This is a genomic window from Escherichia sp. HH091_1A, from assembly GCF_030295175.1.
Classification (GTDB): domain Bacteria; phylum Pseudomonadota; class Gammaproteobacteria; order Enterobacterales; family Enterobacteriaceae; genus Escherichia; species Escherichia coli_F.
The window spans coordinates 3,898,632-3,920,782 of the sequence record NZ_AP025747.1 but is presented as its reverse complement, the minus strand read 5'-3'; the positions used below and the strand labels follow the sequence as shown (position 1 = coordinate 3,920,782).

The window sequence follows — 22,151 nt, the reverse complement described above, 5'->3', positions numbered from 1 at the left end:
CCTCAAAGTAATTTAAAGAGGTCCACAGCAGGTTCTGTCGGAACGCCCTGAACGAAGCATTCCACCCCAGCGGCTTTCAGGTCGTTAAATGCCGCGATATCGCTCGCATCCACAGAAACCGTTTTGGCAATTTGCTGCTTGCCATTGGCATAGTGCATGTTGCCAACGTTAATGCGACTCACCGGGACCCCACCTTTAACCAGCGTCAGGAAATCGGCAGGTGTTTTACAAACCAGCAGAATTTTCTGCCGATCGGCGGCGCGGTGGATGTTGTCGATCACTTTTTGCAGCGTCCAGAAACGTACGGCGATCCCTTCTGCCAGTACCATTTCCATCAGGTTTTGTTGTACCGGATCTTCGGCAACCTCGTCATTGGCTACCAGCACCAGATTTGCCCCCGCAAATCCGACCCACTGAACGCCGACCTGACCGTGAATCAAGCGTTCATCAATCCGGCATAAAACAATATTTGGCATAGCGTGTTCCTCTTTGTTTTGCTTATTGGCCTTCACAGGCTGTGTGGTACTGCGCCAGGATGTCCTGAATATGGTTGATAATGAGTTCCCGTGGCGTTGGCTGCAGCTCGCCGGAGCGAACTTTCACGTACTGCAGCGGCAGATACTGACTGATGAGCGGTAGCGGAATCGGTGAATCCGCCAGATTACGAACCAGATGGGCGAAAGCGTCATCAATCTGGCTGTCCGGCCAGTAATAGCGCACGCGATCCGAGTAGCTATAACCACGCGCCAGACGACGCGCGTTGCCATCACCGTGGTAGTGGCTTTGCCAGTATTCCGGGCGGTCGAGCATCACGTTTTCCAGCACCTGACGCAGACCGGAACAGGCTTTTGCTGGCACCAGTTCTTCTTCAATCGCCGCCAGAGAGAACAGAGCTTCACGCAGGGCGAAGGTGAGCGCCGGACCAACTTTCAGAATGGCAAAGTGGTCAATCACCAGCTGGCGCAGCGATTGCGGCGTTTGATAATCGGTAGAGTGCGCTTCGAAAATCAGCGTTTCGTAGTTTTCGACCATCTGGCTTAAGGCGGTCGCTTTAGCGGGCTGATAATCAATAACGTTGGTGTGATCGAATTCGACGCCTGGCTGAACTACCAGCGCAATGATGCGCGGCCAGATGGCGTTCAGACCTTGCTTTTCAAAGGCGTGACGATGGGCTTCCAGCGTGGCGCGGGCAGCATCCGGCGTAGTGACCGCCAGTTCGCTTAAGGTTTCATGTGCGCCGCCAGGCACCGGCACTTCGGTACCAATGACATAGACCAGATCGGCTTCGCCAAAGTGTTCACGACAGGTTTCTTCCGCGACTTTAGCCAGTCGGGCGGCGCGTTCAGCCACGATGTCATCGGTTAAGGGAACCGGATCGTCCTGACAGGACATGCTGCAATCAAGGTGAATTTTTTTGAATCCTGCCGCCACGTAGCTTTTAATCAAATCATCGGCATTGGCCATCGCCTGAGCTGCAGGCAGGTTTTGCCAGCGGTTTGGCCCCAGATGATCACCACCCAGAATCAACGCGTCTTGTGGGAAATTCAATGAGTCGGCGAGCTGACAAACAAAGCCGCGAAAATCGGCGGGTGTCATTCCGGTATAACCGCCGAACTGGTCCACCTGATTGGATGTCGCTTCAATCAGTAACGGTGTTTGGTTTGCACTGGCGTAGCGGATTGCAGCTTCCAGCACCAGCGGGTGTGCGGAACAAACGGCATAAATCCCATTTGTTTTGCCCTCTTTGTGCTGCCTCACCATTTCTGTCAGATGTTTCACTTTCCTCTCCAGTTCAGATTGCTGCGATATTAATCTTTCGTTTTGTTTCAGTTGATACTGCGTCATGGTGAGATAAAAATAAAACGAAAGATAATAGTTTTCTGATCTGATTCACAAAAGAAACATAATGAAAGTCACTGAAACGAGAGTAGCTTGCGTCAATGGGCAAGGTGGGCTTGCATTTGCTCAATAGAAAGGCGTTAATAGGCAAAACGAAATGAAACGAAAGTTTTACGAAAGGACTTACTATGAGTAATACCGACGCTTCAGGCGAGAAGCGAGTGACAGGCACCAGCGAGCGACGAGAACAAATCATTCAGCGCCTGCGACAGCAAGGGAGTGTGCAGGTTAACGATCTGTCGGCATTGTATGGCGTATCTACTGTGACGATCCGCAACGATCTGGCGTTTCTGGAAAAGCAGGGGATCGCTGTGCGGGCCTATGGCGGCGCGTTGATCTGCGATAGCACGACGCCGTCAGTCGAGCCATCAGTGGAAGATAAAAGCGCGCTGAACACTGCGATGAAACGCAGCGTTGCGAAAGCTGCCGTTGAGTTGATTCAGCCAGGTCATCGGGTGATCCTCGATTCCGGGACCACCACTTTTGAGATTGCTCGTCTGATGCGCAAGCACACTGACGTAATTGCGATGACCAATGGTATGAACGTAGCCAATGCACTGCTGGAAGCAGAAGGCGTTGAACTTCTTATGACCGGCGGGCATCTGCGGCGTCAGTCGCAATCTTTTTACGGCGATCAGGCTGAACAATCGCTACAAAATTACCACTTTGATATGCTTTTTCTCGGCGTAGATGCGATCGATCTGGAGCGCGGCGTCAGCACGCATAATGAAGATGAAGCCCGTTTAAACCGTCGGATGTGCGAAGTTGCGGAACGGATCATTGTGGTCACCGATTCCAGTAAGTTCAACCGTTCCAGTTTACATAAGATCATTGATACTCAACGTATCGACATGATCATTGTTGATGAAGGCATTCCTGCGGATAGTCTGGAAGGACTGCGAAAGGCTGGGGTTGAAGTGATTCTGGTCGGGGAGTGAGAAAGGGGGCCCGCTGGTCAACACCAATGTGTTCGGCGGGCATTGTGAACACCATCAATGGTTTTCTTCTGTCTCTTGGGTGAGGCTTTCCCAGCCGGCAGGAGGATGTCCTCTTTTTAACATTTTACTGAATACGGTATAGGCATCTGTTTTTTTACCGTAGGTGCGCAGCGTGTTTTCATCGTTCATCCATCCCAGAATGATGACTTTCTCTTTTTCACTGTAACGAAAGAAGAGACGATAGCGACCAGCACCAAATTTTACCCGTGACCAGTCTTTATTTTTCCCAGAGCCTAACGACTTGCCATGACGGAATGCCGGTGATGATGGATTGACCGTGATATGCTCCTCAATCACTTTATGGACCACCGCCAATAACTTTGTGGCAGCTTTTCTCTGATAATTTTCAGGATCTTTTCCCTTTAATGCCTCGACTTCGGCAACTAAAGCATCGTAGGTTTCCTGAAAACAGGGATGAGCATATAGCGCCCAACCATTAACCCTTTGTGGAAAATCCATTATTCGTCGTCGCCAATCTCATCGTCAATGTTGACGTCCATGCCAGCGACAAGTTTCTTTCCTTGTTGAATGTCGAATGGACGAGTTTTTTGCGGGTTGTTCTGGATATCTGCATCCAGAAAACGCAAAAATGCATTCATAGTATGATCCTCCTGTTCATCTCCCAGTCGGCACATAAATACTTGCCCACCAGGCAGAATTTCGTAATGAATGCTGTCCAGGCCTGGCTTCAGTTTTAAGGCCTCACGCACTGGCGCGGGGATAGTTGTTTGTCCGCGTATCGTGACCTTTGATTCAGTGGTCAGTACAGCGTTAGAGCGAGCATTAGCGGGCATTATTTACTGTCCTTTTACAGCCTGTTTTCTGCTCAAATTATAAGCTTGAACTAAGGTAATGCAAATGCATTATTAATGGATGTGTGGACTTTAAACAATAAAAACATGGCACTAAGGCCATGTTTTGCGAGGGACGTTCCAAAAGAAATCAAGTCACCGGTGCCGGGTTAAACACCGCCAGCTGGTTATGCAGTCCCCATTGATCTGAGAAGGTTTTCTTCTTCCCGCTGGCGACGTCGAGAATAAAATGGAACAATTTCCAGCCCACCTCTTCAATAGTTTCTTCGCCGGTAGCGATGGTGCCCGCATTAATATCCATTAAATCAAACCAGCGGTTCGCCAGCTCGGTGCGGGTCGCCATTTTAATGACGGGTACCGCCATCAGGCCGTACGGCGTACCACGGCCGGTCGTAAACACTTGCACGGTAATCCCCGAAGCCACCTGTTGCGTGCCACAGACAAAATCGCTGGCTGGCGTCGCAGCGTAAATTAATCCGCGTTTAGTCGGGCGTTGACCGGGCGACAGCACTTCAACAATTGCACTTTTACCCGATTTAGCAATGGAGCCGAGCGCTTTCTCCACCACATTTGCCAGACCGCCTTTCTTGTTGCCCGGCGAAGGGTTGGCGCTGCGGTCGGTTTTTCCCATATTGAGATAGTTATCGTACCACTCCATCTCCTCCAGCAGCCGTTTGCCGACCTCTTCGTTCACTGCGCGCGGCGTCAGCAGATGGATCGCGTCACGCACTTCTGTGACTTCCGAGAACATCACCGTTGCACCGCAGCGCACCAGTAGATCAGATGCATAACCCACGGCTGGATTTGCCGTTACGCCAGAAAACGCATCGCTGCCACCGCACTGCATGCCGACAACCAGTTCTGAAGCCGGACAGGTTTCTCGCTGACGTTGATTCAGTTTTTGTAGATGGCGTTCGGCGACCTGCAAAATATCCTCGACCATGGACTGAAAACCGACATGCTTTTCATCCTGCAAACTGACAATGCTGGCGCTTTCTACTGGAATAGCTTGCACATCATCCGTTCCAGTCAGCAGGCGTTCAGGCTGCAACTTTTCACAACCCAGACCAATCACCATTACTTCGCCGCCAAAGTTAGGGTTCAGCGAAATATTGTGAATGGTACGAATAGGCACAACTGCCGCCGGTGCGTTAATCGCCACGCCACAACCGTACAAATGATTCAGCCCCACCACGCCATCGACATTCGGGTATTTCGGTAGTAGATCGCGTTCAATGATTTTTACTACATAGTCCACCACGCCTGCCACACAGTGGACGCTGGTGGTGATGCCGAGCAGGTTTTTGGTGCCCACGCTGCCATCGGCATTGCGATAGCCCTCAAAGGTGTATCCTTCCAGTGGCGGTAAGGGGGCCGGGACTTTAGTTGCCAGTGGCAGCGTGTGTAACGGTGGCGCTTCCGGTAGTACAACCATTGATTCGTCGATCCAGCTTCCGCGTGGGATTGCGCGCACGGCGTAACCAATCACTTCGCCATAACGAATAATTTCACCATTAGCCGGAATGTCCAGCAATGCGACTTTATGCCCCTGGGGAATATGTTCAATTAATTCCAGCCCATCCGGAAAACGCGTTCCTGCTTTCAGGCCATTATCATTAACAATAATTGCCACATTATCTGTGTCGTGAACTTTTATATAAAACGCAGTTGGCGTTTCTTGTCTGATTTCGATGTTGGCCATTGTGCAATATTCTCCAGCCAGGGGTTATTAAAATGAGGACCTGGTCTCATTTAAAAAATAAATGACTTCATTCGGTGAAATAAGAATGTCAGGAGTTTAAACGCAGAAATGTGATCAATGTCAATCATTTCAGGGATTGCAGTGCCGCCCGGCGAGGTAAAGCGCAAATCTGTGCTTTAGCGCGCAACCTTATGTGCATATGCTCAAAATAATATTTAAATAGTAATAATTAAATTAGCATTTGCACAATGATTATTATTCTCTCGCTGCTTATACTAATTCCTGAGTTCATTGTCGTAACGGCATAAATAAAACTCATAAATAACACCTTCCCCATAATAATAAAAATCAGCATAAATACCCGAGGTAAATAAAATGATTCTGGACACCGTTGACGTAAAAAAGAAAGGCGTGCATACCCGCTATTTAATATTACTGATTATTTTTATTGTTACCGCCGTTAACTACGCCGATCGTGCAACGCTGTCTATTGCTGGTACCGAAGTGGCAAAAGAGTTGCAGTTAAGTGCGGTTTCGATGGGTTACATCTTTTCTGCTTTTGGCTGGGCCTACTTGCTGATGCAAATCCCCGGCGGCTGGCTGCTTGATAAGTTTGGCTCGAAAAAAGTTTACACCTACAGCCTCTTTTTCTGGTCGCTATTCACCTTCCTGCAAGGCTTTGTTGATATGTTCCCGCTGGCCTGGGCAGGGATCTCCATGTTCTTTATGCGCTTTATGCTCGGCTTCTCGGAAGCGCCATCATTCCCGGCGAACGCCCGTATTGTCGCCGCCTGGTTCCCGACGAAAGAACGTGGTACTGCCTCCGCCATCTTTAACTCGGCGCAATATTTCTCGCTGGCGCTCTTTTCGCCTCTGCTTGGCTGGCTGACTTTCGCCTGGGGATGGGAGCACGTCTTTACCGTTATGGGGGTGATTGGTTTTGTGCTGACGGCGCTGTGGATCAAGTTGATTCATAACCCGACAGATCACCCACGTATGTCTGCGGAAGAGCTGAAGTTTATATCTGAAAATGGCGCGGTGGTCGATATGGACCACAAAAAGCCGGGCAGCGCGGCAGCAAGCGGTCCCAAACTGCATTACATCAAGCAATTGCTCTCTAACCGCATGATGTTGGGCGTATTTTTCGGACAATATTTTATCAACACCATCACCTGGTTCTTCCTCACCTGGTTCCCGATTTATCTGGTGCAGGAAAAAGGCATGTCGATTCTGAAAGTGGGTCTGGTCGCCTCGATTCCGGCACTGTGTGGTTTTGCGGGCGGCGTGCTGGGAGGTATCTTCTCGGATTATCTGATCAAACGCGGTTTGTCCCTGACCCTGGCACGTAAGCTACCGATTGTGCTGGGAATGTTGCTGGCTTCCACCATCATCTTATGTAACTACACCAATAACACCACGCTGGTGGTCATGCTGATGGCGCTGGCCTTCTTTGGCAAAGGATTTGGCGCGCTGGGCTGGCCGGTGATTTCTGACACCGCGCCGAAAGAGATAGTTGGCCTCTGCGGCGGCGTCTTTAACGTCTTTGGAAATGTTGCCTCCATTGTCACTCCACTGGTGATTGGCTACCTGGTAAGTGAACTGAACTCCTTCAATGCAGCACTGGTTTTCGTGGGATGTTCAGCGCTGATGGCGATGGTCTGCTACCTCTTCGTAGTTGGCGACATTAAACGTATGGAATTGCAGAAATAAGCAAAGGTATAAGCGATGAATAACGATGTTTTCCCGAATAAATTCAAAGCCGCACTGGCTGCGAAACAGGTACAAATTGGTTGCTGGTCAGCACTCTCTAACCCGATTAGCACTGAAGTTCTTGGTTTGGCTGGGTTTGACTGGCTGGTGCTGGATGGCGAACATGCGCCAAACGATATCTCCACGTTTATTCCGCAGTTAATGGCCCTGAAAGGCAGCGCCAGCGCGCCAGTAGTGCGAGTGCCGACCAACGAGCCGGTAATTATAAAGCGTCTTCTGGATATCGGTTTCTATAACTTCCTGATTCCTTTTGTAGAAACAAAAGAGGAAGCAGAGCAGGCGGTGGCATCAACCCGTTATCCACCGGAAGGCATTCGCGGCGTCTCCGTTTCTCACCGCGCCAATATGTTTGGCACCGTGGCGGATTATTTCGCTCAGTCGAACAAGAACATCACCATTCTGGTCCAGATAGAAAGTCAGCAGGGCGTAGATAACGTCGATGCCATTGCCGCTACCGAAGGTGTAGACGGTATCTTCGTCGGCCCCAGCGATCTGGCTGCGGCATTAGGCCATCTCGGCAATGCCTCGCACCCGGATGTACAAAAAGCAATCCAGCATATTTTTAACCGTGCCAGTGCGCACGGCAAACCCAGCGGTATCCTCGCGCCGGTCGAAGCCGATGCGCGTCGTTATCTGGAATGGGGCGCGACGTTTGTGGCTGTCGGCAGCGATCTCGGCGTCTTCCGCTCTGCCACTCAGAAACTGGCTGATACCTTTAAAAAATAACCACCACCGCAACAAGAGAGATGATTGATATGACTATGAAAGTTGGTTTTATTGGCCTGGGGATTATGGGTAAACCAATGAGTAAAAACCTTCTGAAAGCAGGTTACTCGCTGGTGGTTGCTGACCGTAACCCAGAAGCTATTGCTGACGTGATTGCAGCAGGTGCAGAAACAGCTTCTACGGCTAAAGCGATCGCTGAACAGTGCGACGTCATCATAACCATGCTGCCAAACTCCCCTCATGTGAAAGAGGTGGCGCTGGGTGAGAATGGCATTATTGAAGGCGCGAAGCCAGGTACGGTATTGATCGATATGAGTTCTATTGCACCGCTGGCAAGCCGTGAAATAAGCGAAGCGCTGAAAGCGAAAGGCATTGATATGCTGGACGCCCCGGTGAGCGGCGGTGAACCGAAAGCCATCGACGGTACGCTGTCAGTGATGGTGGGCGGCGACAAGGCTATTTTCGACAAATACTATGATTTGATGAAAGCGATGGCGGGTTCCGTGGTGCATACCGGGGAAATCGGTGCAGGTAACGTCACCAAACTGGCAAATCAGGTCATTGTGGCGCTGAATATTGCCGCGATGTCAGAAGCGTTAACGCTGGCAACCAAAGCGGGCGTTAACCCGGATCTGGTGTATCAGGCAATTCGCGGTGGACTGGCGGGCAGTACCGTGCTGGATGCCAAAGCGCCGATGGTGATGGACCGCAACTTCAAGCCGGGCTTCCGTATTGATCTGCATATTAAGGATCTGGCAAATGCGCTGGATACTTCCCACGGCGTCGGCGCGCAACTGCCGCTCACAGCTGCGGTTATGGAGATGATGCAGGCACTGCGTGCCGATGGTTTAGGAACGGCGGATCATAGCGCCCTGGCGTGCTACTACGAAAAACTGGCGAAAGTCGAAGTTACTCGCTAATGACGTCGTGCCCGGATGGCGTATTGCAATCCGGGCCTGGAATCCAGGCCGAATAAGAGAAACGCCCTCCGGCGTCATGTGGTAACAGGCATAGGTATGAAAATCGTAATCGCCCCAGACTCTTATAAAGAAAGTTTATCTGCCAGCGAGGTTGCGCAGGCCATAGAAAAAGGATTTCGGGAAATTTTTCCTGATGCACAGTATGTTTCCGTTCCGGTTGCCGACGGTGGTGAAGGAACGGTGGAAGCCATGATTGCAGCCACCCAGGGGGCTGAACGTCACGCCTGGGTTACAGGGCCGCTGGGCGAGAAAGTGAATGCCAGTTGGGGGATCTCCGGCGATGGCAAAACCGCGTTTATCGAAATGGCGGCGGCCAGTGGGCTGGAACTGGTACCTGCGGAAAAACGCGATCCACTTGTGACTACTTCACGCGGTACTGGCGAGTTAATCCTGCAGGCGCTGGAGAGCGGCGCGACAAACATTATTATCGGCATTGGCGGCAGCGCCACCAACGACGGCGGCGCAGGCATGGTGCAGGCGCTGGGGGCGAAATTATGCGATGCCAACGGCAATGAAATTGGTTTTGGCGGCGGTAGCCTTAATACTCTGAATGATATTGATATTTCCGGCCTCGATCCGCGCTTAAAAGATTGTGCTATTCGCGTCGCTTGTGATGTCACCAATCCGCTGGTGGGCGATAACGGCGCATCGCGCATCTTTGGCCCACAAAAGGGAGCCAGTGAGGCGATGATTGTCGAGCTGGACAATAACCTCTCTCACTATGCCGATATCATTAAAAAAGCGCTGCATGTTGATGTGAAAGATGTCCCCGGCGCAGGAGCTGCGGGCGGTATGGGCGCGGCGCTGATGGCGTTTCTTGGTGCGGAACTGAAAAGTGGTATTGAAATCGTCACGACGGCGCTGAATCTGGAGGAACATATTCACGATTGTACGCTGGTGATCACCGGTGAAGGGCGTATTGACAGCCAGAGTATACACGGCAAGGTTCCGATTGGCGTCGCAAACGTGGCGAAAAAGTACCATAAACCGGTGATTGGCATTGCGGGTAGCCTGACCAATGATGTTGGCGTTGTACATCAGCATGGCATTGATGCGGTCTTCAGCGTATTGACCAGTATTGGTACGTTGGACGAAGCATTCCGCGGGGCTTATGACAATATTTACCGTGCTTCACGTAATATCGCCGCGACACTGGCGATTGGAATGCGCAACGCGGGGTGACAAGGGCACGCAAACCCTCTATACTGCGCGCCGAAGCTGACCAGACAGTCGCCGCTTCGTCGTCGTCCTCTTCGGGGGAGACGGGCGGAGGGGAGGAAAGTCCGGGCTCCATAGGGCAGGGTGCCAGGTAACGCCTGGGGGGGAAACCCACGACCAGTGCAACAGAGAGCAAACCGCCGATGGCCCGTGCAAGCGGGATCAGGTAAGGGTGAAAGGGTGCGGTAAGAGCGCACCGCGCGGCTGGTAACAGTCCGTGGCACGGTAAACTCCACCCGGAGCAAGGCCAAATAGGGGTTCATAAGGTACGGCCCGTACTGAACCCGGGTAGGCTGCTTGAGCCAGTGAGCGATTGCTGGCCTAGATGAATGACTGTCCACGACAGAACCCGGCTTATCGGTCAGTTTCACCTATTTTAACCAAAACCCGCCAGCGTAAACTGGCGGGTTTTTGCTTTTGAGGAGGGTGGTCGGAAAGATGAACGTCTTATCTGGCCTACAAAACAACGAAAATTCAATATATTGCACAGAGGCAATGTAGGCCTGATAAGCGTAGCGCCTCAGGCAATTTTGTGTTTATCATCAGTCTCGAACCTGCTTCGGCAAGCTTTTACTTTTGGTGCAGACGGAAAGATGAACGAATATCTAAGCTATTAATAATAGACTTTGTAAGAAATCATTACATTTATATTTCATTTAAAAGATCGTAATCATACGTATATTCTTTGCTAATAAAACGACACTCGTTGAAGCTAAATTCATCGTCCGAAAAGGAATTGTCAACAGAATCTCTCTCTTCCTCCAGGCTATTATCTGAAAGCAAGTCGTTTGAGTTAGTGTAATCTAGGTTGTAATCGACAGTATAATTAATTTCTGGATCGGTTTGGTAATCATTTTTTTTGACGCAATCATATTCTTCAATAATTTTGTCGATGTAATCATATGCTTTTTCTAAGGAGAAGTTTTTCATCTCTGGTAATTTAACTTTGCTCAAATAATTATTAATTTTTGAGGAGTTTTTATATATGCTTTTTGTTAATTCTTTTTCTAATTTGTCTGTTATATTTGCTGTTGGTATGGATTTTATAATAGCATATCTCATGATTTTTAATTGATCTTCGGTTAAATCTCCAAGCTCATTTAAACAACTTTCGACAAAGTCGATTTTTTCTCTGGAATAATCATCGCTGATACTTGTTAACGCTGGGGTGATTTTTAATAAAGAATTCCATGAGATAGTACCATTGTGTGTCGAACGCATAAAATTTATATTGTACATATTGGTTTTAGTAAACTTTGTTGCAAACAATGTAAAGGGATCTAAAGTCGCGTAAGCCATATGTTTATTTGAAAAATCATAACCAGTTAAATCGACGTTATGCAAGTCCAGATAGGATAAATCTATTACGTCGCCTGCTCCAGAGCTAAAGATTACATTTAATTTTCTGATTTCATTGTAAATTTCCTCTAATGAACAATTTGTGTTCATGATGTCTGCTGAAATTTTTATGTTATTTAACGGTTCACAAATTATAAGCTTGCAGGTATTGTCTGATCGTTGCGTTATTTGGGCATTATAACCTAAAAAGTCTATGCGAAGAGACGAGTTATTATAAAGTATTACATTTTTTAAGTATGCTAATTCTTGTTGAAAATCACCATCGATAATACATGTTCCACCAGGTTGCAACGCGCAGATTAACGTGAGCATTTGATTAGAAGTCTGTTTTAGTTTTACTACACCTGGTGCTAGTGCTTTGAGGTCATTTATTATGGGGGTTTCAGGAATGTCATTCATTTTTATACGTACTAAATCATTACCTAAGTCATTACCTATTGATGAAACCGGGAACATTATTTTATCCTTTTTAAATAATCAATGAGAATCATGATTAAAATGATCTGGTGAAAAAAAGAGAATTTGCCAACAATCTGAAACATTGTCAGTTTTATTAAAATGATTAAATTCCGTTAAGATAACTTCTTTTTGCGTGAACTTTGCGCAAAACTTAAAAATTGTCTCCTTGATACACTCCAGATCTTTTCTATTGATGGCTGAACAAGTACATTTTTCGCCAAAAGGTGAAAATGTGCCTACATCTAAAGTTTGTATTATATAATCATCATTTACTCCTGTAGAAATATCTATGATGAATGGACTTCTATTTTCCGGTTGGATTCGGATCATTACAGAAGAAACATCACCTTTATAGACATTCAATGCAGTAATCGCAGATAATATTCTCCGCAATTCATTGCTTATGCTGTAAATTTCATTAACGTCATTTGTCGATATAATCTCGGCAAATTTTATTTTTACCTTCCAATAATCAATGTTTCTATTATAAGTGTTAACAGTTTCGTACATTGGTGGTATCGAAGGGGGTAAAAAATGTGAAATCGAATAACCTTTCATTGATGCCTGCCTTGTCATCATGACAAACAATAATCAATGCTTATTTTCCTTGCACGGTTCGCTCACAACTATCAAAAAACGCTCAATTACCCGGCATTACAGTCAACGAAGCAAAATTCTGTGGTCTACAACGATGTAAAGCACAACGAAAATCCTCCTTGTTCTCTTATTCTGATCGTATAGCGATGAACATCAATTATTCGTTTTGTGATCCTCAACACAAAATGCTATTTAGTAACTATGGTGGCAGTAGAAACGATGGGAAACGATTGCATTCACAAAATGACGTCCTGTAAGAAGGGTGAAAGTTGATGTTAATCAATTGTTCGAGATGATCAATATCTGTATTCGAAATTTTAAAACATTGATAAAATAAATGTTTGCCCTCCAACAAATAGCGAGAAAAAATGTGACGTGCCGCATTATTTATCGCTGAAAATGATTTATTTATAATAAAATTTGATAACTTGCTCATAAAATTTAACTCAAAATTTGCCTGGTAATTATCCGCTAATTGCTTGAAATATGGTCGCGGCTGCTTTTTTTTATTAACCACATAACGAATGATGTTATCGCCATAAAATATGGTTATCCCTGTCATTTTTTTTGACAAAAATCAGGGTTTATGCTGATTTATATACTTTAACTTATTGATATATAAAAGAATTTAATTGATACAGTGATATCCAGAAAAGTATTGAAAGTTAATTTGTGAGTGGTCGCACATATCCTGTTCATTTCATTTTGATACACTTCATGCCGTCAATGAGGTTATTAACGTAGGTAGTTATGAGCACTATTCTTCTTCCGAAAACGCAGCATCTGGTAGTCTTTCAGGAAGTCATTAGAAGTGGCTCTATCGGCTCGGCTGCAAAAGAATTAGGGTTAACTCAACCCGCCGTCAGTAAAATCATTAACGATATTGAAGACTATTTTTGTGTGGAATTAGTGGTGCGGAAAAATACCGGTGTAACATTAACACCTGCCGGTCAATTGTTACTCTCCCGTTCCGAATCCATTACCCGTGAAATGAAAAATATGGTTAATGAGATAAGCGGTATGTCTTCTGAGGCGGTGGTGGAAGTCTCATTCGGTTTTCCTTCATTGATTGGTTTTACTTTTATGTCCGGGATGATCAACAAGTTCAAAGAGGTGTTTCCGAAAGCGCAGGTTTCTATGTATGAAGCGCAACTGTCTTCGTTCTTACCGGCAATCCGCGACGGTCGACTGGATTTTGCGATTGGTACGTTAAGCGCAGAAATGAAGCTTCAGGATTTACATGTTGAGCCGCTGTTCGAGTCCGAGTTTGTGTTGGTAGCCAGTAAGTCCCGAACATGCACCGGCACCACCACGCTGGAGTCGTTGAAGAACGAACAGTGGGTGTTGCCACAAACCAATATGGGGTACTACAGCGAGCTGCTCACCACGTTACAAAGAAATGGCATCAGTATTGAAAACATCGTTAAAACCGACTCAGTTGTGACAATTTATAATCTTGTTCTCAATGCTGATTTCTTAACTGTAATTCCTTGTGATATGACATCACCTTTTGGTTCAAATCAATTTATTACTATTCCGGTTGAAGAAACATTACCTGTGGCACAATATGCCGCGGTATGGTCGAAAAATTATCGTATTAAAAAAGCAGCATCGGTTTTGGTGGAATTAGCCAAAGAGTATTCATCTTATAATGGGTGTAGACGAAGGCAATTAATTGAAGTTGGTTAGTTATTTGTTTTTATTTAAACATAAATAATCCACCTGTCTGTTTTGCAGGTGTCGGTTACGGTTACCTACATATTTAATTCAGGCTAAGAGGTTTTATAATGCATATTACATACGATCTCCCGGTTGCTATTGATGACATCATTGAAGCAAAACAACGACTGGCTGGGCGAATTTATAAAACAGGCATGCCTCGCTCCAACTATTTTAGTGAACGTTGCAAAGGTGAAATATTCCTCAAATTCGAAAACATGCAGCGTACCGGTTCATTTAAAATTCGTGGCGCATTTAATAAATTAAGTTCACTGACCGATGCGGAAAAACGTAAAGGTGTAGTGGCCTGCTCTGCGGGCAACCATGCGCAAGGGGTCTCGCTCTCCTGCGCGATGCTGGGTATCGACGGTAAAGTGGTGATGCCAAAAGGCGCGCCGAAATCCAAAGTAGCGGCAACGTGCGACTACTCCGCTGAAGTTGTTCTGCACGGCGACAACTTTAACGACACTATCGCTAAAGTGAGCGAAATTGTCGAAACGGAAGGCCGTATTTTTATCCCACCTTATGATGATCCGAAAGTGATTGCCGGTCAGGGAACGATTGGCCTGGAAATTATGGAAGATCTCTATGATGTCGATAATGTGATTGTGCCAATTGGCGGTGGCGGTTTAATTGCTGGTATTGCGGTAGCGATTAAATCAATTAACCCGACTATTCGTGTTATTGGCGTACAGTCAGAAAACGTTCACGGCATGGCGGCTTCTTTCCACTCCGGAGAAATAACCACGCACCGAACTACCGGCACCCTGGCGGATGGTTGTGATGTCGCCCGCCCGGGTAATTTAACTTACGAAATCGTTCGTGAATTAGTCGATGACATCGTGCTGGTCAGCGAAGACGAAATCAGAAACAGTATGATTGCCTTAATTCAGCGCAATAAAGTCGTCACCGAAGGCGCAGGCGCTCTGGCATGTGCTGCATTATTAAGCGGTAAATTAGACCAATATATTCAAAACAGAAAAACCGTCAGTATTATTTCCGGCGGCAATATCGATCTTTCTCGCGTCTCTCAAATCACCGGTTTCGTTGACGCTTAATTAATTCGTTGAGGATAGGATATGAGTACTTCAGATAGCATTGTATCCAGCCAGACAAAACAATCGTCCTGGCGTAAATCAGATACCACATGGACGTTAGGCTTGTTTGGTACGGCAATCGGCGCCGGGGTGCTGTTCTTCCCTATCCGCGCAGGTTTTGGCGGACTGATCCCGATTCTTCTGATGTTGGTATTGGCATACCCCATCGCATTTTATTGCCACCGGGCGCTGGCGCGTCTGTGTCTTTCTGGCTCTAACCCTTCCGGCAACATTACGGAAACGGTGGAAGAGCATTTTGGTAAAACTGGCGGCGTGGTTATCACGTTCCTGTACTTCTTCGCGATTTGCCCACTGCTGTGGATTTATGGCGTTACTATTACCAATACCTTTATGACGTTCTGGGAAAACCAGCTCGGCTTTGCACCGCTGAATCGCGGCTTTGTGGCGCTGTTCCTGTTGCTGCTGATGGCTTTCGTCATCTGGTTTGGTAAGGATCTGATGGTTAAAGTGATGAGCTACCTGGTATGGCCGTTTATCGCCAGCCTGGTGCTGATTTCTCTATCGCTGATCCCTTACTGGAACTCTGCAGTTATCGACCAGGTTGACCTCGGTTCGCTGTCGTTAACCGGCCATGACGGTATCCTGATCACTGTCTGGCTGGGGATTTCCATCATGGTTTTCTCCTTTAACTTCTCGCCAATCGTCTCTTCCTTCGTGGTTTCTAAACGTGAAGAGTATGAGAAAGATTTTGGTCGCGATTTCACCGAGCGTAAATGTTCACAAATCATCTCTCGCGCCAGTATGCTGATGGTTGCAGTGGTGATGTTCTTTGCCTTTAGCTGCCTGTTTACGCTGTCTCCGGCGAATATGGCTGAAGCGAAAGCGCAGAATATTCCAGTGCTTTCTTATCTGGCTAACCACTTTGCGTCCATGACCGGTACCAAAACAACGTTTGCAATTACACTGGAATATGCAGCTTCCATTATCGCACTCGTGGCTATTTTCAAATCTTTCTTCGGTCACTATCTGGGGACGCTGGAAGGTCTGAATGGTTTGATTCTGAAGTTCGGTTATAAAGGTGACAAAACCAAAGTGTCGCTGGGTAAACTGAATACTCTCAGCATGATTTTCATCATGGGCTCCACCTGGGTTGTTGCCTACGCCAACCCGAACATCCTCGACCTGATTGAAGCTATGGGCGCGCCGATTATCGCATCCCTGTTGTGCCTGTTGCCGATGTATGCCATCCGTAAAGCGCCGTCTCTGGCGAAATACCGTGGTCGTCTGGATAACGTGTTTGTTACCGTGATTGGTCTGCTGACCATCCTGAACATCGTATACAAACTGTTTTAATCCGTAACTCAGGATGAGAAAAGAGATGAATGAATTTCCGGTTGTTTTGGTTATTAACTGTGGTTCGTCTTCGATTAAGTTTTCCGTGCTCGATGCCAGCGACTGTGAAGTATTAATGTCAGGTATTGCCGACGGTATTAACTCGGAAAATGCATTCTTATCCGTAAATGGGGGAGAGCCAGCACCGCTGGCTCACCACAGCTACGAAGGTGCATTGAAGGCAATTGCATTTGAACTGGAAAAACGGAATTTAAATGACAGTGTGGCCTTAATCGGCCACCGTATCGCCCACGGCGGCAGTATTTTTACCGAGTCTGCCATTATCACCGATGAAGTCATTAATAATATCCGTCGCGTTTCTCCACTGGCACCCCTGCATAATTACGCCAATTTAAGTGGTATTGAATCGGCGCAGCAATTATTCCCGGGCGTAACTCAGGTGGCGGTATTTGATACCAGTTTCCACCAGACGATGGCGCCGGAAGCTTATTTATACGGCCTGCCGTGGAAATATTATGAAGAGTTAGGTGTACGCCGTTATGGTTTCCACGGCACGTCGCACCGCTACGTTTCCCAGCGCGCGCATTCTTTGCTGAATCTGGCGGAAGATGACTCCGGCCTGGTCGTGGCGCATCTTGGCAATGGCGCGTCAATCTGCGCAGTTCGCAACGGTCAGAGTGTTGACACTTCAATGGGAATGACGCCGCTGGAAGGCTTGATGATGGGTACCCGCAGTGGTGATGTCGACTTCGGGGCGATGTCCTGGGTCGCCAGCCAAACCAACCAGAGCCTGGGTGACCTGGAACGCGTAGTGAATAAAGAGTCGGGATTATTAGGTATTTCCGGTCTTTCTTCGGATTTACGTGTTCTGGAAAAAGCCTGGCATGAAGGTCACGAACGCGCGCAACTGGCAATTAAAACCTTTGTTCACCGAATTGCCCGTCATATTGCCGGACACGCAGCCTCATTACGTCGCCTGGATGGAATTATATTCACCGGCGGAATAGGAGAAAATTCAAGTTTAATTCGTCGTTTGGTCATGGAGCATTTGGCTGTATTAGGCGTAGAGATTGATACAGAAATGAATAACCGCTCTAACTCCTTTGGAGAGCGAATTGTTTCCAGTGAAAATGCGCGTGTCATTTGCGCCGTTATTCCGACTAACGAAGAAAAAATGATTGCTTTGGATGCCATTCATTTAGGCAAAGTTAACGCGCCCGCAGAATTTGCATAATTTAGTTGAAGTATTGTAGAGAGATTATTTTTCATGAAGGTAGATATTGATACCAGCGATAAGCTGTACGCCGACGCATGGCTTGGCTTTAAAGGTACGGACTGGAAAAACGAAATTAATGTCCGCGATTTTATTCAACATAACTATACACCGTATGAAGGTGATGAATCTTTTCTCGCCGAAGCGACGCCAGCCACCACGGAATTGTGGGAAAAAGTAATGGAAGGCATCCGTATCGAAAACGCGACTCACGCGCCGGTTGATTTCGATACTAATATTGCCACCACCATTACCGCTCATGATGCGGGATATATTAACCAGCCGCTGGAAAAAATTGTTGGCCTGCAAACAGATGCACCATTAAAGCGCGCGCTGCATCCGTTCGGCGGTATTAATATGATTAAAAGCTCATTCCACGCATATGGCCGTGAAATGGACAGTGAATTTGAGTACATCTTTACCGATCTGCGTAAAACCCATAATCAGGGCGTATTTGATGCGTACTCACCGGATATGCTGCGCTGCCGTAAATCGGGTGTACTGACTGGTTTGCCAGACGGTTATGGTCGTGGGCGTATTATCGGTGACTACCGCCGCGTAGCGCTTTACGGCATCAGTTATCTGGTACGTGAACGCGAACTGCAATTTGCCTTTCTCCAGTCTCGCCTGGAGAAAGGCGAAGATCTCGAAGCCACTATCCGTCTGCGTGAGGAGCTGGCGGAACATCGTCGTGCGCTGTTGCAGATTCAGGAAATGGCGGCGAAATACGGTTTTGATATCTCCCGTCCGGCGCAGAATGCGCAGGAAGCGGTGCAGTGGCTCTACTTCGCTTACTTGGCGGCAGTGAAATCACAGAACGGCGGCGCAATGTCTCTTGGCCGTACGGCATCGTTCCTCGATATCTACATTGAGCGCGACTTTAAAGCTGGCGTGCTCAATGAGCAGCAGGCACAAGAACTGATCGACCACTTCATTATGAAGATCCGTATGGTGCGCTTCCTGCGTACGCCGGAATTTGATTCGCTGTTCTCTGGCGACCCGATCTGGGCGACGGAAGTGATCGGTGGGATGGGGCTGGACGGTCGTACGCTGGTGACCAAAAACTCTTTCCGTTATCTGCACACCCTGCACACTATGGGGCCAGCACCGGAACCAAACCTGACCATTCTGTGGTCGGAAGAATTACCGATCGCCTTCAAAAAATATGCCGCACAGGTGTCTATCGTCACCTCTTCCTTGCAGTATGAAAACGACGATCTGATGCGTACTGACTTCAACAGCGACGATTACGCGATTGCCTGCTGCGTTAGCCCGATGGTGATTGGTAAGCAAATGCAGTTCTTTGGTGCACGCGCTAACCTGGCGAAAACGCTGCTCTACGCAATTAACGGCGGGGTGGACGAGAAGCTGAAGATTCAGGTCGGCCCAAAAACAGCACCGCTGATGGACGACGTGTTGGACTACGACAAAGTGATGGACAGCCTCGACCACTTTATGGACTGGCTGGCGGTGCAGTACATCAGCGCGCTGAACATCATCCACTACATGCACGACAAGTACAGCTACGAAGCCTCGCTGATGGCGCTGCATGATCGTGATGTCTATCGCACTATGGCGTGTGGCATCGCGGGCCTGTCAGTGGCGACGGACTCCCTGTCTGCCATCAAATATGCCCGCGTGAAACCAATCCGTGACGAAAACGGCCTGGCGGTGGATTTCGAAATCGACGGTGAATATCCGCAGTACGGCAACAACGACGAGCGCGTAGACAGTATTGCCTGCGACCTGGTTGAACGCTTTATGAAGAAAATTAAAGCGCTGCCAACCTATCGCAACGCCGTCCCTACCCAGTCGATTCTGACTATCACTTCTAACGTGGTGTACGGGCAGAAAACCGGTAACACGCCGGACGGTCGTCGCGCCGGAACACCGTTCGCACCGGGCGCTAACCCGATGCACGGTCGTGACCGTAAAGGTGCCGTGGCCTCGCTGACGTCGGTGGCGAAACTGCCGTTCACTTACGCCAAAGACGGTATCTCGTACACCTTCTCAATTGTCCCGGCGGCGTTGGGCAAAGAAGATCCAGTACGTAAAACCAACCTTGTCGGCCTGCTGGATGGGTATTTCCACCACGAAGCGGATGTCGAAGGCGGTCAACACCTCAACGTCAACGTAATGAATCGGGAAATGCTGCTGGATGCCATCGAGCACCCGGAAAAATATCCTAACCTGACAATCCGTGTCTCTGGCTACGCCGTGCGCTTCAACGCACTGACCCGTGAACAGCAACAGGATGTTATTTCACGTACTTTTACCCAGGCGCTCTGACGCCGGAGGATGTATGAAAAAGATTATCGAAACGCAACGTGCCCCAGGCGCAATCGGCCCTTATGTTCAGGGTGTTGATTTAGGCAGCATGGTCTTCACCTCCGGGCAAATTCCGGTTTGCCCGCAGACAGGTGAGATCCCGGCAGATGTGCAAGATCAGGCGCGTTTAAGCCTCGAAAACGTCAAAGCGATCGTGGTTGCTGCCGGGCTGAGCGTGGGTGATATCATCAAGATGACCGTGTTCATCACCGATCTGAATGATTTTGCCACCATCAATGAAGTCTATAAGCAGTTCTTCGATGAGCATCAGGCGACCTACCCGACCCGGAGCTGTGTGCAGGTCGCGCGTTTGCCGAAAGATGTGAAGCTGGAAATTGAAGCCATCGCAGTACGTAGTGCGTAAAGCCTCGTGAGCGGGACGGTCGCAAGGTCGTTCCGCTCCACTTCACTGAACGGCAATCCGAGGGTGTGGATATGATTAGTGCATTCGATATTTTCAAAATTGGGATTGGACCCTCCAGTTCGCATACCGTGGGGCCGATGAATGCCGGGAAAAGTTTTATTGATCGGCTGGAAAATAGCGGCTTATTAACCGCGACGAGCCATATTATGGTCGATCTGTACGGGTCGTTGTCACTGACGGGCAAAGGCCATGCCACGGATGTCGCCATCATCATGGGACTAGCAGGAAACAGTCCGCAGGATGTTGTTATTGATGAGATCCCTGCATTTATTGAGTTAGTGACGCGCAGCGGGCGGTTGCCGGTGGCTTCTGGGGCGCATGTTGTTGATTTTCCTGTAGCAAAGAACATTGTTTTCCATCCTGAAATGTTGCCTCGTCATGAGAACGGGATGCGGATTACTGCCTGGAATGGGCAGAAAGAGCTATTAAGCAAAACTTACTACTCAGTCGGTGGCGGATTTATCGTTGAAGAAGAACACTTCGGTCTGTCGCACGATGTCGAAACCCTCGTACCTTACGATTTTCACTCAGCAGGTGAACTGCTGAAAATGTGTGATTACAACGGCCTGTCTATTTCTGGCCTAATGATGCACAACGAGCTGGCGCTGCGCAGCAAAGCGGAAATTGATGCCGGGTTTGCCCGTATCTGGCAAGTGATGCACGACGGCATTGAACGCGGGATGAATACCGAAGGCGTGCTGCCAGGACCGCTTAATGTGCCTCGTCGTGCCGTTGCGTTGCGTCGCCAGCTGGTTTCCAGCGATAACATCTCTAACGATCCGATGAACGTCATCGACTGGATCAACATGTACGCGCTGGCAGTGAGTGAAGAAAACGCAGCCGGTGGGCGCGTAGTAACAGCGCCGACCAATGGGGCGTGCGGCATTATTCCGGCTGTGCTGGCTTATTATGATAAGTTCCGTCGCCCAGTAAATGAGCGGTCGATTGCCCGCTATCTACTGGCAGCGGGGGCTATTGGCGCGCTGTATAAAATGAACGCTTCCATCTCTGGCGCGGAAGTCGGCTGTCAGGGGGAAATTGGCGTGGCCTGTTCAATGGCGGCGGCAGGGTTAACTGAACTACTGGGCGGCAGTCCTGCGCAGGTATGCAATGCGGCGGAAATTGCGATGGAGCATAACCTTGGGCTGACCTGCGATCCGGTTGCCGGACAGGTACAAATCCCGTGCATTGAACGTAATGCCATTAATGCCGTGAAAGCAGTAAACGCTGCGCGGATGGCGATGCGCCGCACCTCGGCACCGCGTGTTTCACTCGATAAAGTGATCGAGACGATGTATGAAACCGGCAAAGATATGAACGATAAATACCGCGAAACATCACGCGGAGGACTGGCCATTAAAGTGGTCTGCGGTTGACATTGCTGTCAGCTTTCATCCTTGGGTGCACAAATGTGCACCTTTTTTTTGTGATCTGCCGCAAATAGAGAATGAATATTCTCTTGCGGTTAATTTAGTA

Annotated in this window: 20 protein-coding genes and 1 other RNA gene; 13 read left to right on the top strand and 8 right to left on the bottom strand. The window is 48.3% G+C overall.

The features are described from left to right. Positions 1-2: 2 nt before the first annotated feature. Positions 3-476 carry a PTS N-acetylgalactosamine transporter subunit IIB gene (gene agaV / locus QUF14_RS19675; RefSeq protein ID WP_024212023.1) on the bottom strand — a complete coding sequence of 158 codons (474 nt, stop codon included), beginning with the start codon at positions 474-476 and terminating at the stop codon, positions 3-5. Positions 477-498: 22 nt separating this feature from the next. Next, positions 499-1,779: a tagatose-bisphosphate aldolase subunit KbaZ gene (kbaZ, locus tag QUF14_RS19670; RefSeq protein WP_024212022.1), complete on the bottom strand. Its 1,281-nt coding sequence runs from the start codon at positions 1,777-1,779 to the stop codon at positions 499-501. A 248-nt stretch (positions 1,780-2,027) separates the two neighbouring features. Here kbaZ and agaR point away from each other — a divergent pair, with 248 nt between their 5' ends. Continuing rightward, the gene (agaR, locus tag QUF14_RS19665; RefSeq protein WP_000072187.1) at positions 2,028-2,837 is read left to right on the top strand and encodes an aga operon transcriptional regulator AgaR; all 810 of its coding nucleotides are present in this window, start codon (positions 2,028-2,030) and stop codon (positions 2,835-2,837) included. Positions 2,838-2,891: 54 nt separating this feature from the next. Here agaR and yhaV read toward each other — a convergent pair whose 3' ends face one another. From yhaV to garD, 3 genes are all read right to left on the bottom strand, one after another. Further along, on the bottom strand, positions 2,892-3,356 hold the full coding sequence (gene yhaV, locus QUF14_RS19660) for a type II toxin-antitoxin system ribonuclease toxin YhaV (protein ID WP_000347256.1): 465 nt from the start codon (positions 3,354-3,356) through the stop codon (positions 2,892-2,894). After that, positions 3,356-3,691, bottom strand: coding sequence for a type II toxin-antitoxin system antitoxin PrlF (gene prlF, locus QUF14_RS19655; RefSeq protein ID WP_001296435.1), 336 nt, complete (start codon positions 3,689-3,691; stop codon positions 3,356-3,358). Before prlF ends, yhaV begins: the two co-directional genes overlap by 1 nt. 148 nt (positions 3,692-3,839) lie before the next feature. Next, complete coding sequence (gene garD, locus QUF14_RS19650) at positions 3,840-5,411, bottom strand: galactarate dehydratase (RefSeq protein ID WP_001273739.1); 1,572 nt, start codon at positions 5,409-5,411, stop codon at positions 3,840-3,842. 375 nt (positions 5,412-5,786) lie between these two features. On the opposite strand from garD, the gene garP reads away from it, so the two are divergent. The 5 genes from garP (at position 5,787) to rnpB (ending at position 10,478) form a co-directional block, all read left to right on the top strand. After that, positions 5,787-7,121, top strand: a complete 1,335-nt coding sequence (gene garP, locus QUF14_RS19645) for a galactarate/glucarate/glycerate transporter GarP (RefSeq protein ID WP_000599650.1) — start codon at positions 5,787-5,789, stop codon at positions 7,119-7,121. A 15-nt stretch (positions 7,122-7,136) separates the two neighbouring features. Beyond that, on the top strand, positions 7,137-7,907 hold the full coding sequence (gene garL, locus QUF14_RS19640) for a 2-dehydro-3-deoxyglucarate aldolase (protein ID WP_001058227.1): 771 nt from the start codon (positions 7,137-7,139) through the stop codon (positions 7,905-7,907). 29 nt (positions 7,908-7,936) lie between these two features. Continuing rightward, positions 7,937-8,827, top strand: a complete 891-nt coding sequence (gene garR / locus QUF14_RS19635) for a 2-hydroxy-3-oxopropionate reductase (protein WP_001303675.1) — start codon at positions 7,937-7,939, stop codon at positions 8,825-8,827. A 96-nt stretch (positions 8,828-8,923) separates the two neighbouring features. Continuing rightward, positions 8,924-10,069, top strand: coding sequence for a glycerate 2-kinase (garK, locus tag QUF14_RS19630; protein ID WP_024212021.1), 1,146 nt, complete (start codon positions 8,924-8,926; stop codon positions 10,067-10,069). Positions 10,070-10,101: 32 nt separating this feature from the next. Continuing rightward, an RNA gene (gene rnpB / locus QUF14_RS19625) (RNase P RNA component class A) lies at positions 10,102-10,478 on the top strand. Between the two features lie 272 nt (positions 10,479-10,750). Here rnpB and QUF14_RS19620 read toward each other — a convergent pair. The 3 genes from QUF14_RS19620 to tdcR all read right to left on the bottom strand — a co-directional run bounded on the left by QUF14_RS19620 (position 10,751) and on the right by tdcR (position 12,956). Next, on the bottom strand, positions 10,751-11,920 hold the full coding sequence (locus QUF14_RS19620) for a hypothetical protein (RefSeq protein ID WP_286333076.1): 1,170 nt from the start codon (positions 11,918-11,920) through the stop codon (positions 10,751-10,753). Between the two features lie 21 nt (positions 11,921-11,941). Then, positions 11,942-12,481: a hypothetical protein gene (locus QUF14_RS19615; RefSeq protein WP_024212005.1), complete on the bottom strand. Its 540-nt coding sequence runs from the start codon at positions 12,479-12,481 to the stop codon at positions 11,942-11,944. Positions 12,482-12,719: 238 nt separating this feature from the next. Beyond that, positions 12,720-12,956, bottom strand: coding sequence for a transcriptional activator TdcR (gene tdcR / locus QUF14_RS19610; protein ID WP_286333540.1), 237 nt, complete (start codon positions 12,954-12,956; stop codon positions 12,720-12,722). Positions 12,957-13,270: 314 nt separating this feature from the next. Between tdcR and tdcA the strand changes: the two genes are divergently transcribed. The 7 genes from tdcA to tdcG all read left to right on the top strand — a co-directional run bounded on the left by tdcA (position 13,271) and on the right by tdcG (position 22,051). Beyond that, positions 13,271-14,209 (top strand): transcriptional regulator TdcA, encoded by a 939-nt coding sequence (gene tdcA, locus QUF14_RS19605; RefSeq protein WP_104772188.1) that lies wholly within the window; start codon positions 13,271-13,273, stop codon positions 14,207-14,209. A gap of 98 nt (positions 14,210-14,307) precedes the next feature. Further along, positions 14,308-15,297: a bifunctional threonine ammonia-lyase/L-serine ammonia-lyase TdcB gene (gene tdcB, locus QUF14_RS19600; RefSeq protein WP_000548353.1), complete on the top strand. Its 990-nt coding sequence runs from the start codon at positions 14,308-14,310 to the stop codon at positions 15,295-15,297. 21 nt (positions 15,298-15,318) lie between these two features. Then, a complete protein-coding gene (gene tdcC, locus QUF14_RS19595) occupies positions 15,319-16,650 on the top strand; it encodes a threonine/serine transporter TdcC (RefSeq protein ID WP_000107721.1) in 1,332 nt (443 codons plus the stop codon). Positions 16,651-16,675: 25 nt separating this feature from the next. Then, positions 16,676-17,884, top strand: coding sequence for a propionate kinase (gene tdcD / locus QUF14_RS19590; protein WP_001354981.1), 1,209 nt, complete (start codon positions 16,676-16,678; stop codon positions 17,882-17,884). Positions 17,885-17,917: 33 nt separating this feature from the next. Next, positions 17,918-20,212: a 2-ketobutyrate formate-lyase/pyruvate formate-lyase gene (tdcE, locus tag QUF14_RS19585; RefSeq protein ID WP_100733921.1), complete on the top strand. Its 2,295-nt coding sequence runs from the start codon at positions 17,918-17,920 to the stop codon at positions 20,210-20,212. 13 nt (positions 20,213-20,225) lie between these two features. Beyond that, the gene (locus QUF14_RS19580) at positions 20,226-20,615 is read left to right on the top strand and encodes an enamine/imine deaminase (RefSeq protein WP_000719990.1); all 390 of its coding nucleotides are present in this window, start codon (positions 20,226-20,228) and stop codon (positions 20,613-20,615) included. A gap of 71 nt (positions 20,616-20,686) precedes the next feature. Next, positions 20,687-22,051: an L-serine ammonia-lyase gene (gene tdcG / locus QUF14_RS19575; RefSeq protein WP_000622095.1), complete on the top strand. Its 1,365-nt coding sequence runs from the start codon at positions 20,687-20,689 to the stop codon at positions 22,049-22,051. The last annotated feature ends 100 nt before the right edge of the window (positions 22,052-22,151 follow it).

Coding starts and splice junctions, on each gene's coding strand:
- tdcG (WP_000622095.1), top strand. CDS start 20,687: ATGATTAGTGCATTCGATATTTTCAAAATTGGGATTGGACCCTCCAGT.
- tdcD (WP_001354981.1), top strand. CDS start 16,676: ATGAATGAATTTCCGGTTGTTTTGGTTATTAACTGTGGTTCGTCTTCG.
- tdcB (WP_000548353.1), top strand. CDS start 14,308: ATGCATATTACATACGATCTCCCGGTTGCTATTGATGACATCATTGAA.
- agaR (WP_000072187.1), top strand. CDS start 2,028: ATGAGTAATACCGACGCTTCAGGCGAGAAGCGAGTGACAGGCACCAGC.
- prlF (WP_001296435.1), bottom strand. CDS start 3,691: ATGCCCGCTAATGCTCGCTCTAACGCTGTACTGACCACTGAATCAAAG.
- tdcA (WP_104772188.1), top strand. CDS start 13,271: ATGAGCACTATTCTTCTTCCGAAAACGCAGCATCTGGTAGTCTTTCAG.
- garL (WP_001058227.1), top strand. CDS start 7,137: ATGAATAACGATGTTTTCCCGAATAAATTCAAAGCCGCACTGGCTGCG.
- garR (WP_001303675.1), top strand. CDS start 7,937: ATGACTATGAAAGTTGGTTTTATTGGCCTGGGGATTATGGGTAAACCA.
- QUF14_RS19615 (WP_024212005.1), bottom strand. CDS start 12,481: ATGAAAGGTTATTCGATTTCACATTTTTTACCCCCTTCGATACCACCA.
- QUF14_RS19620 (WP_286333076.1), bottom strand. CDS start 11,920: ATGTTCCCGGTTTCATCAATAGGTAATGACTTAGGTAATGATTTAGTA.
- garD (WP_001273739.1), bottom strand. CDS start 5,411: ATGGCCAACATCGAAATCAGACAAGAAACGCCAACTGCGTTTTATATA.
- tdcC (WP_000107721.1), top strand. CDS start 15,319: ATGAGTACTTCAGATAGCATTGTATCCAGCCAGACAAAACAATCGTCC.
- yhaV (WP_000347256.1), bottom strand. CDS start 3,356: ATGGATTTTCCACAAAGGGTTAATGGTTGGGCGCTATATGCTCATCCC.
- QUF14_RS19580 (WP_000719990.1), top strand. CDS start 20,226: ATGAAAAAGATTATCGAAACGCAACGTGCCCCAGGCGCAATCGGCCCT.
- tdcE (WP_100733921.1), top strand. CDS start 17,918: ATGAAGGTAGATATTGATACCAGCGATAAGCTGTACGCCGACGCATGG.
- garK (WP_024212021.1), top strand. CDS start 8,924: ATGAAAATCGTAATCGCCCCAGACTCTTATAAAGAAAGTTTATCTGCC.
- agaV (WP_024212023.1), bottom strand. CDS start 476: ATGCCAAATATTGTTTTATGCCGGATTGATGAACGCTTGATTCACGGT.
- garP (WP_000599650.1), top strand. CDS start 5,787: ATGATTCTGGACACCGTTGACGTAAAAAAGAAAGGCGTGCATACCCGC.
- tdcR (WP_286333540.1), bottom strand. CDS start 12,956: ATGAGCAAGTTATCAAATTTTATTATAAATAAATCATTTTCAGCGATA.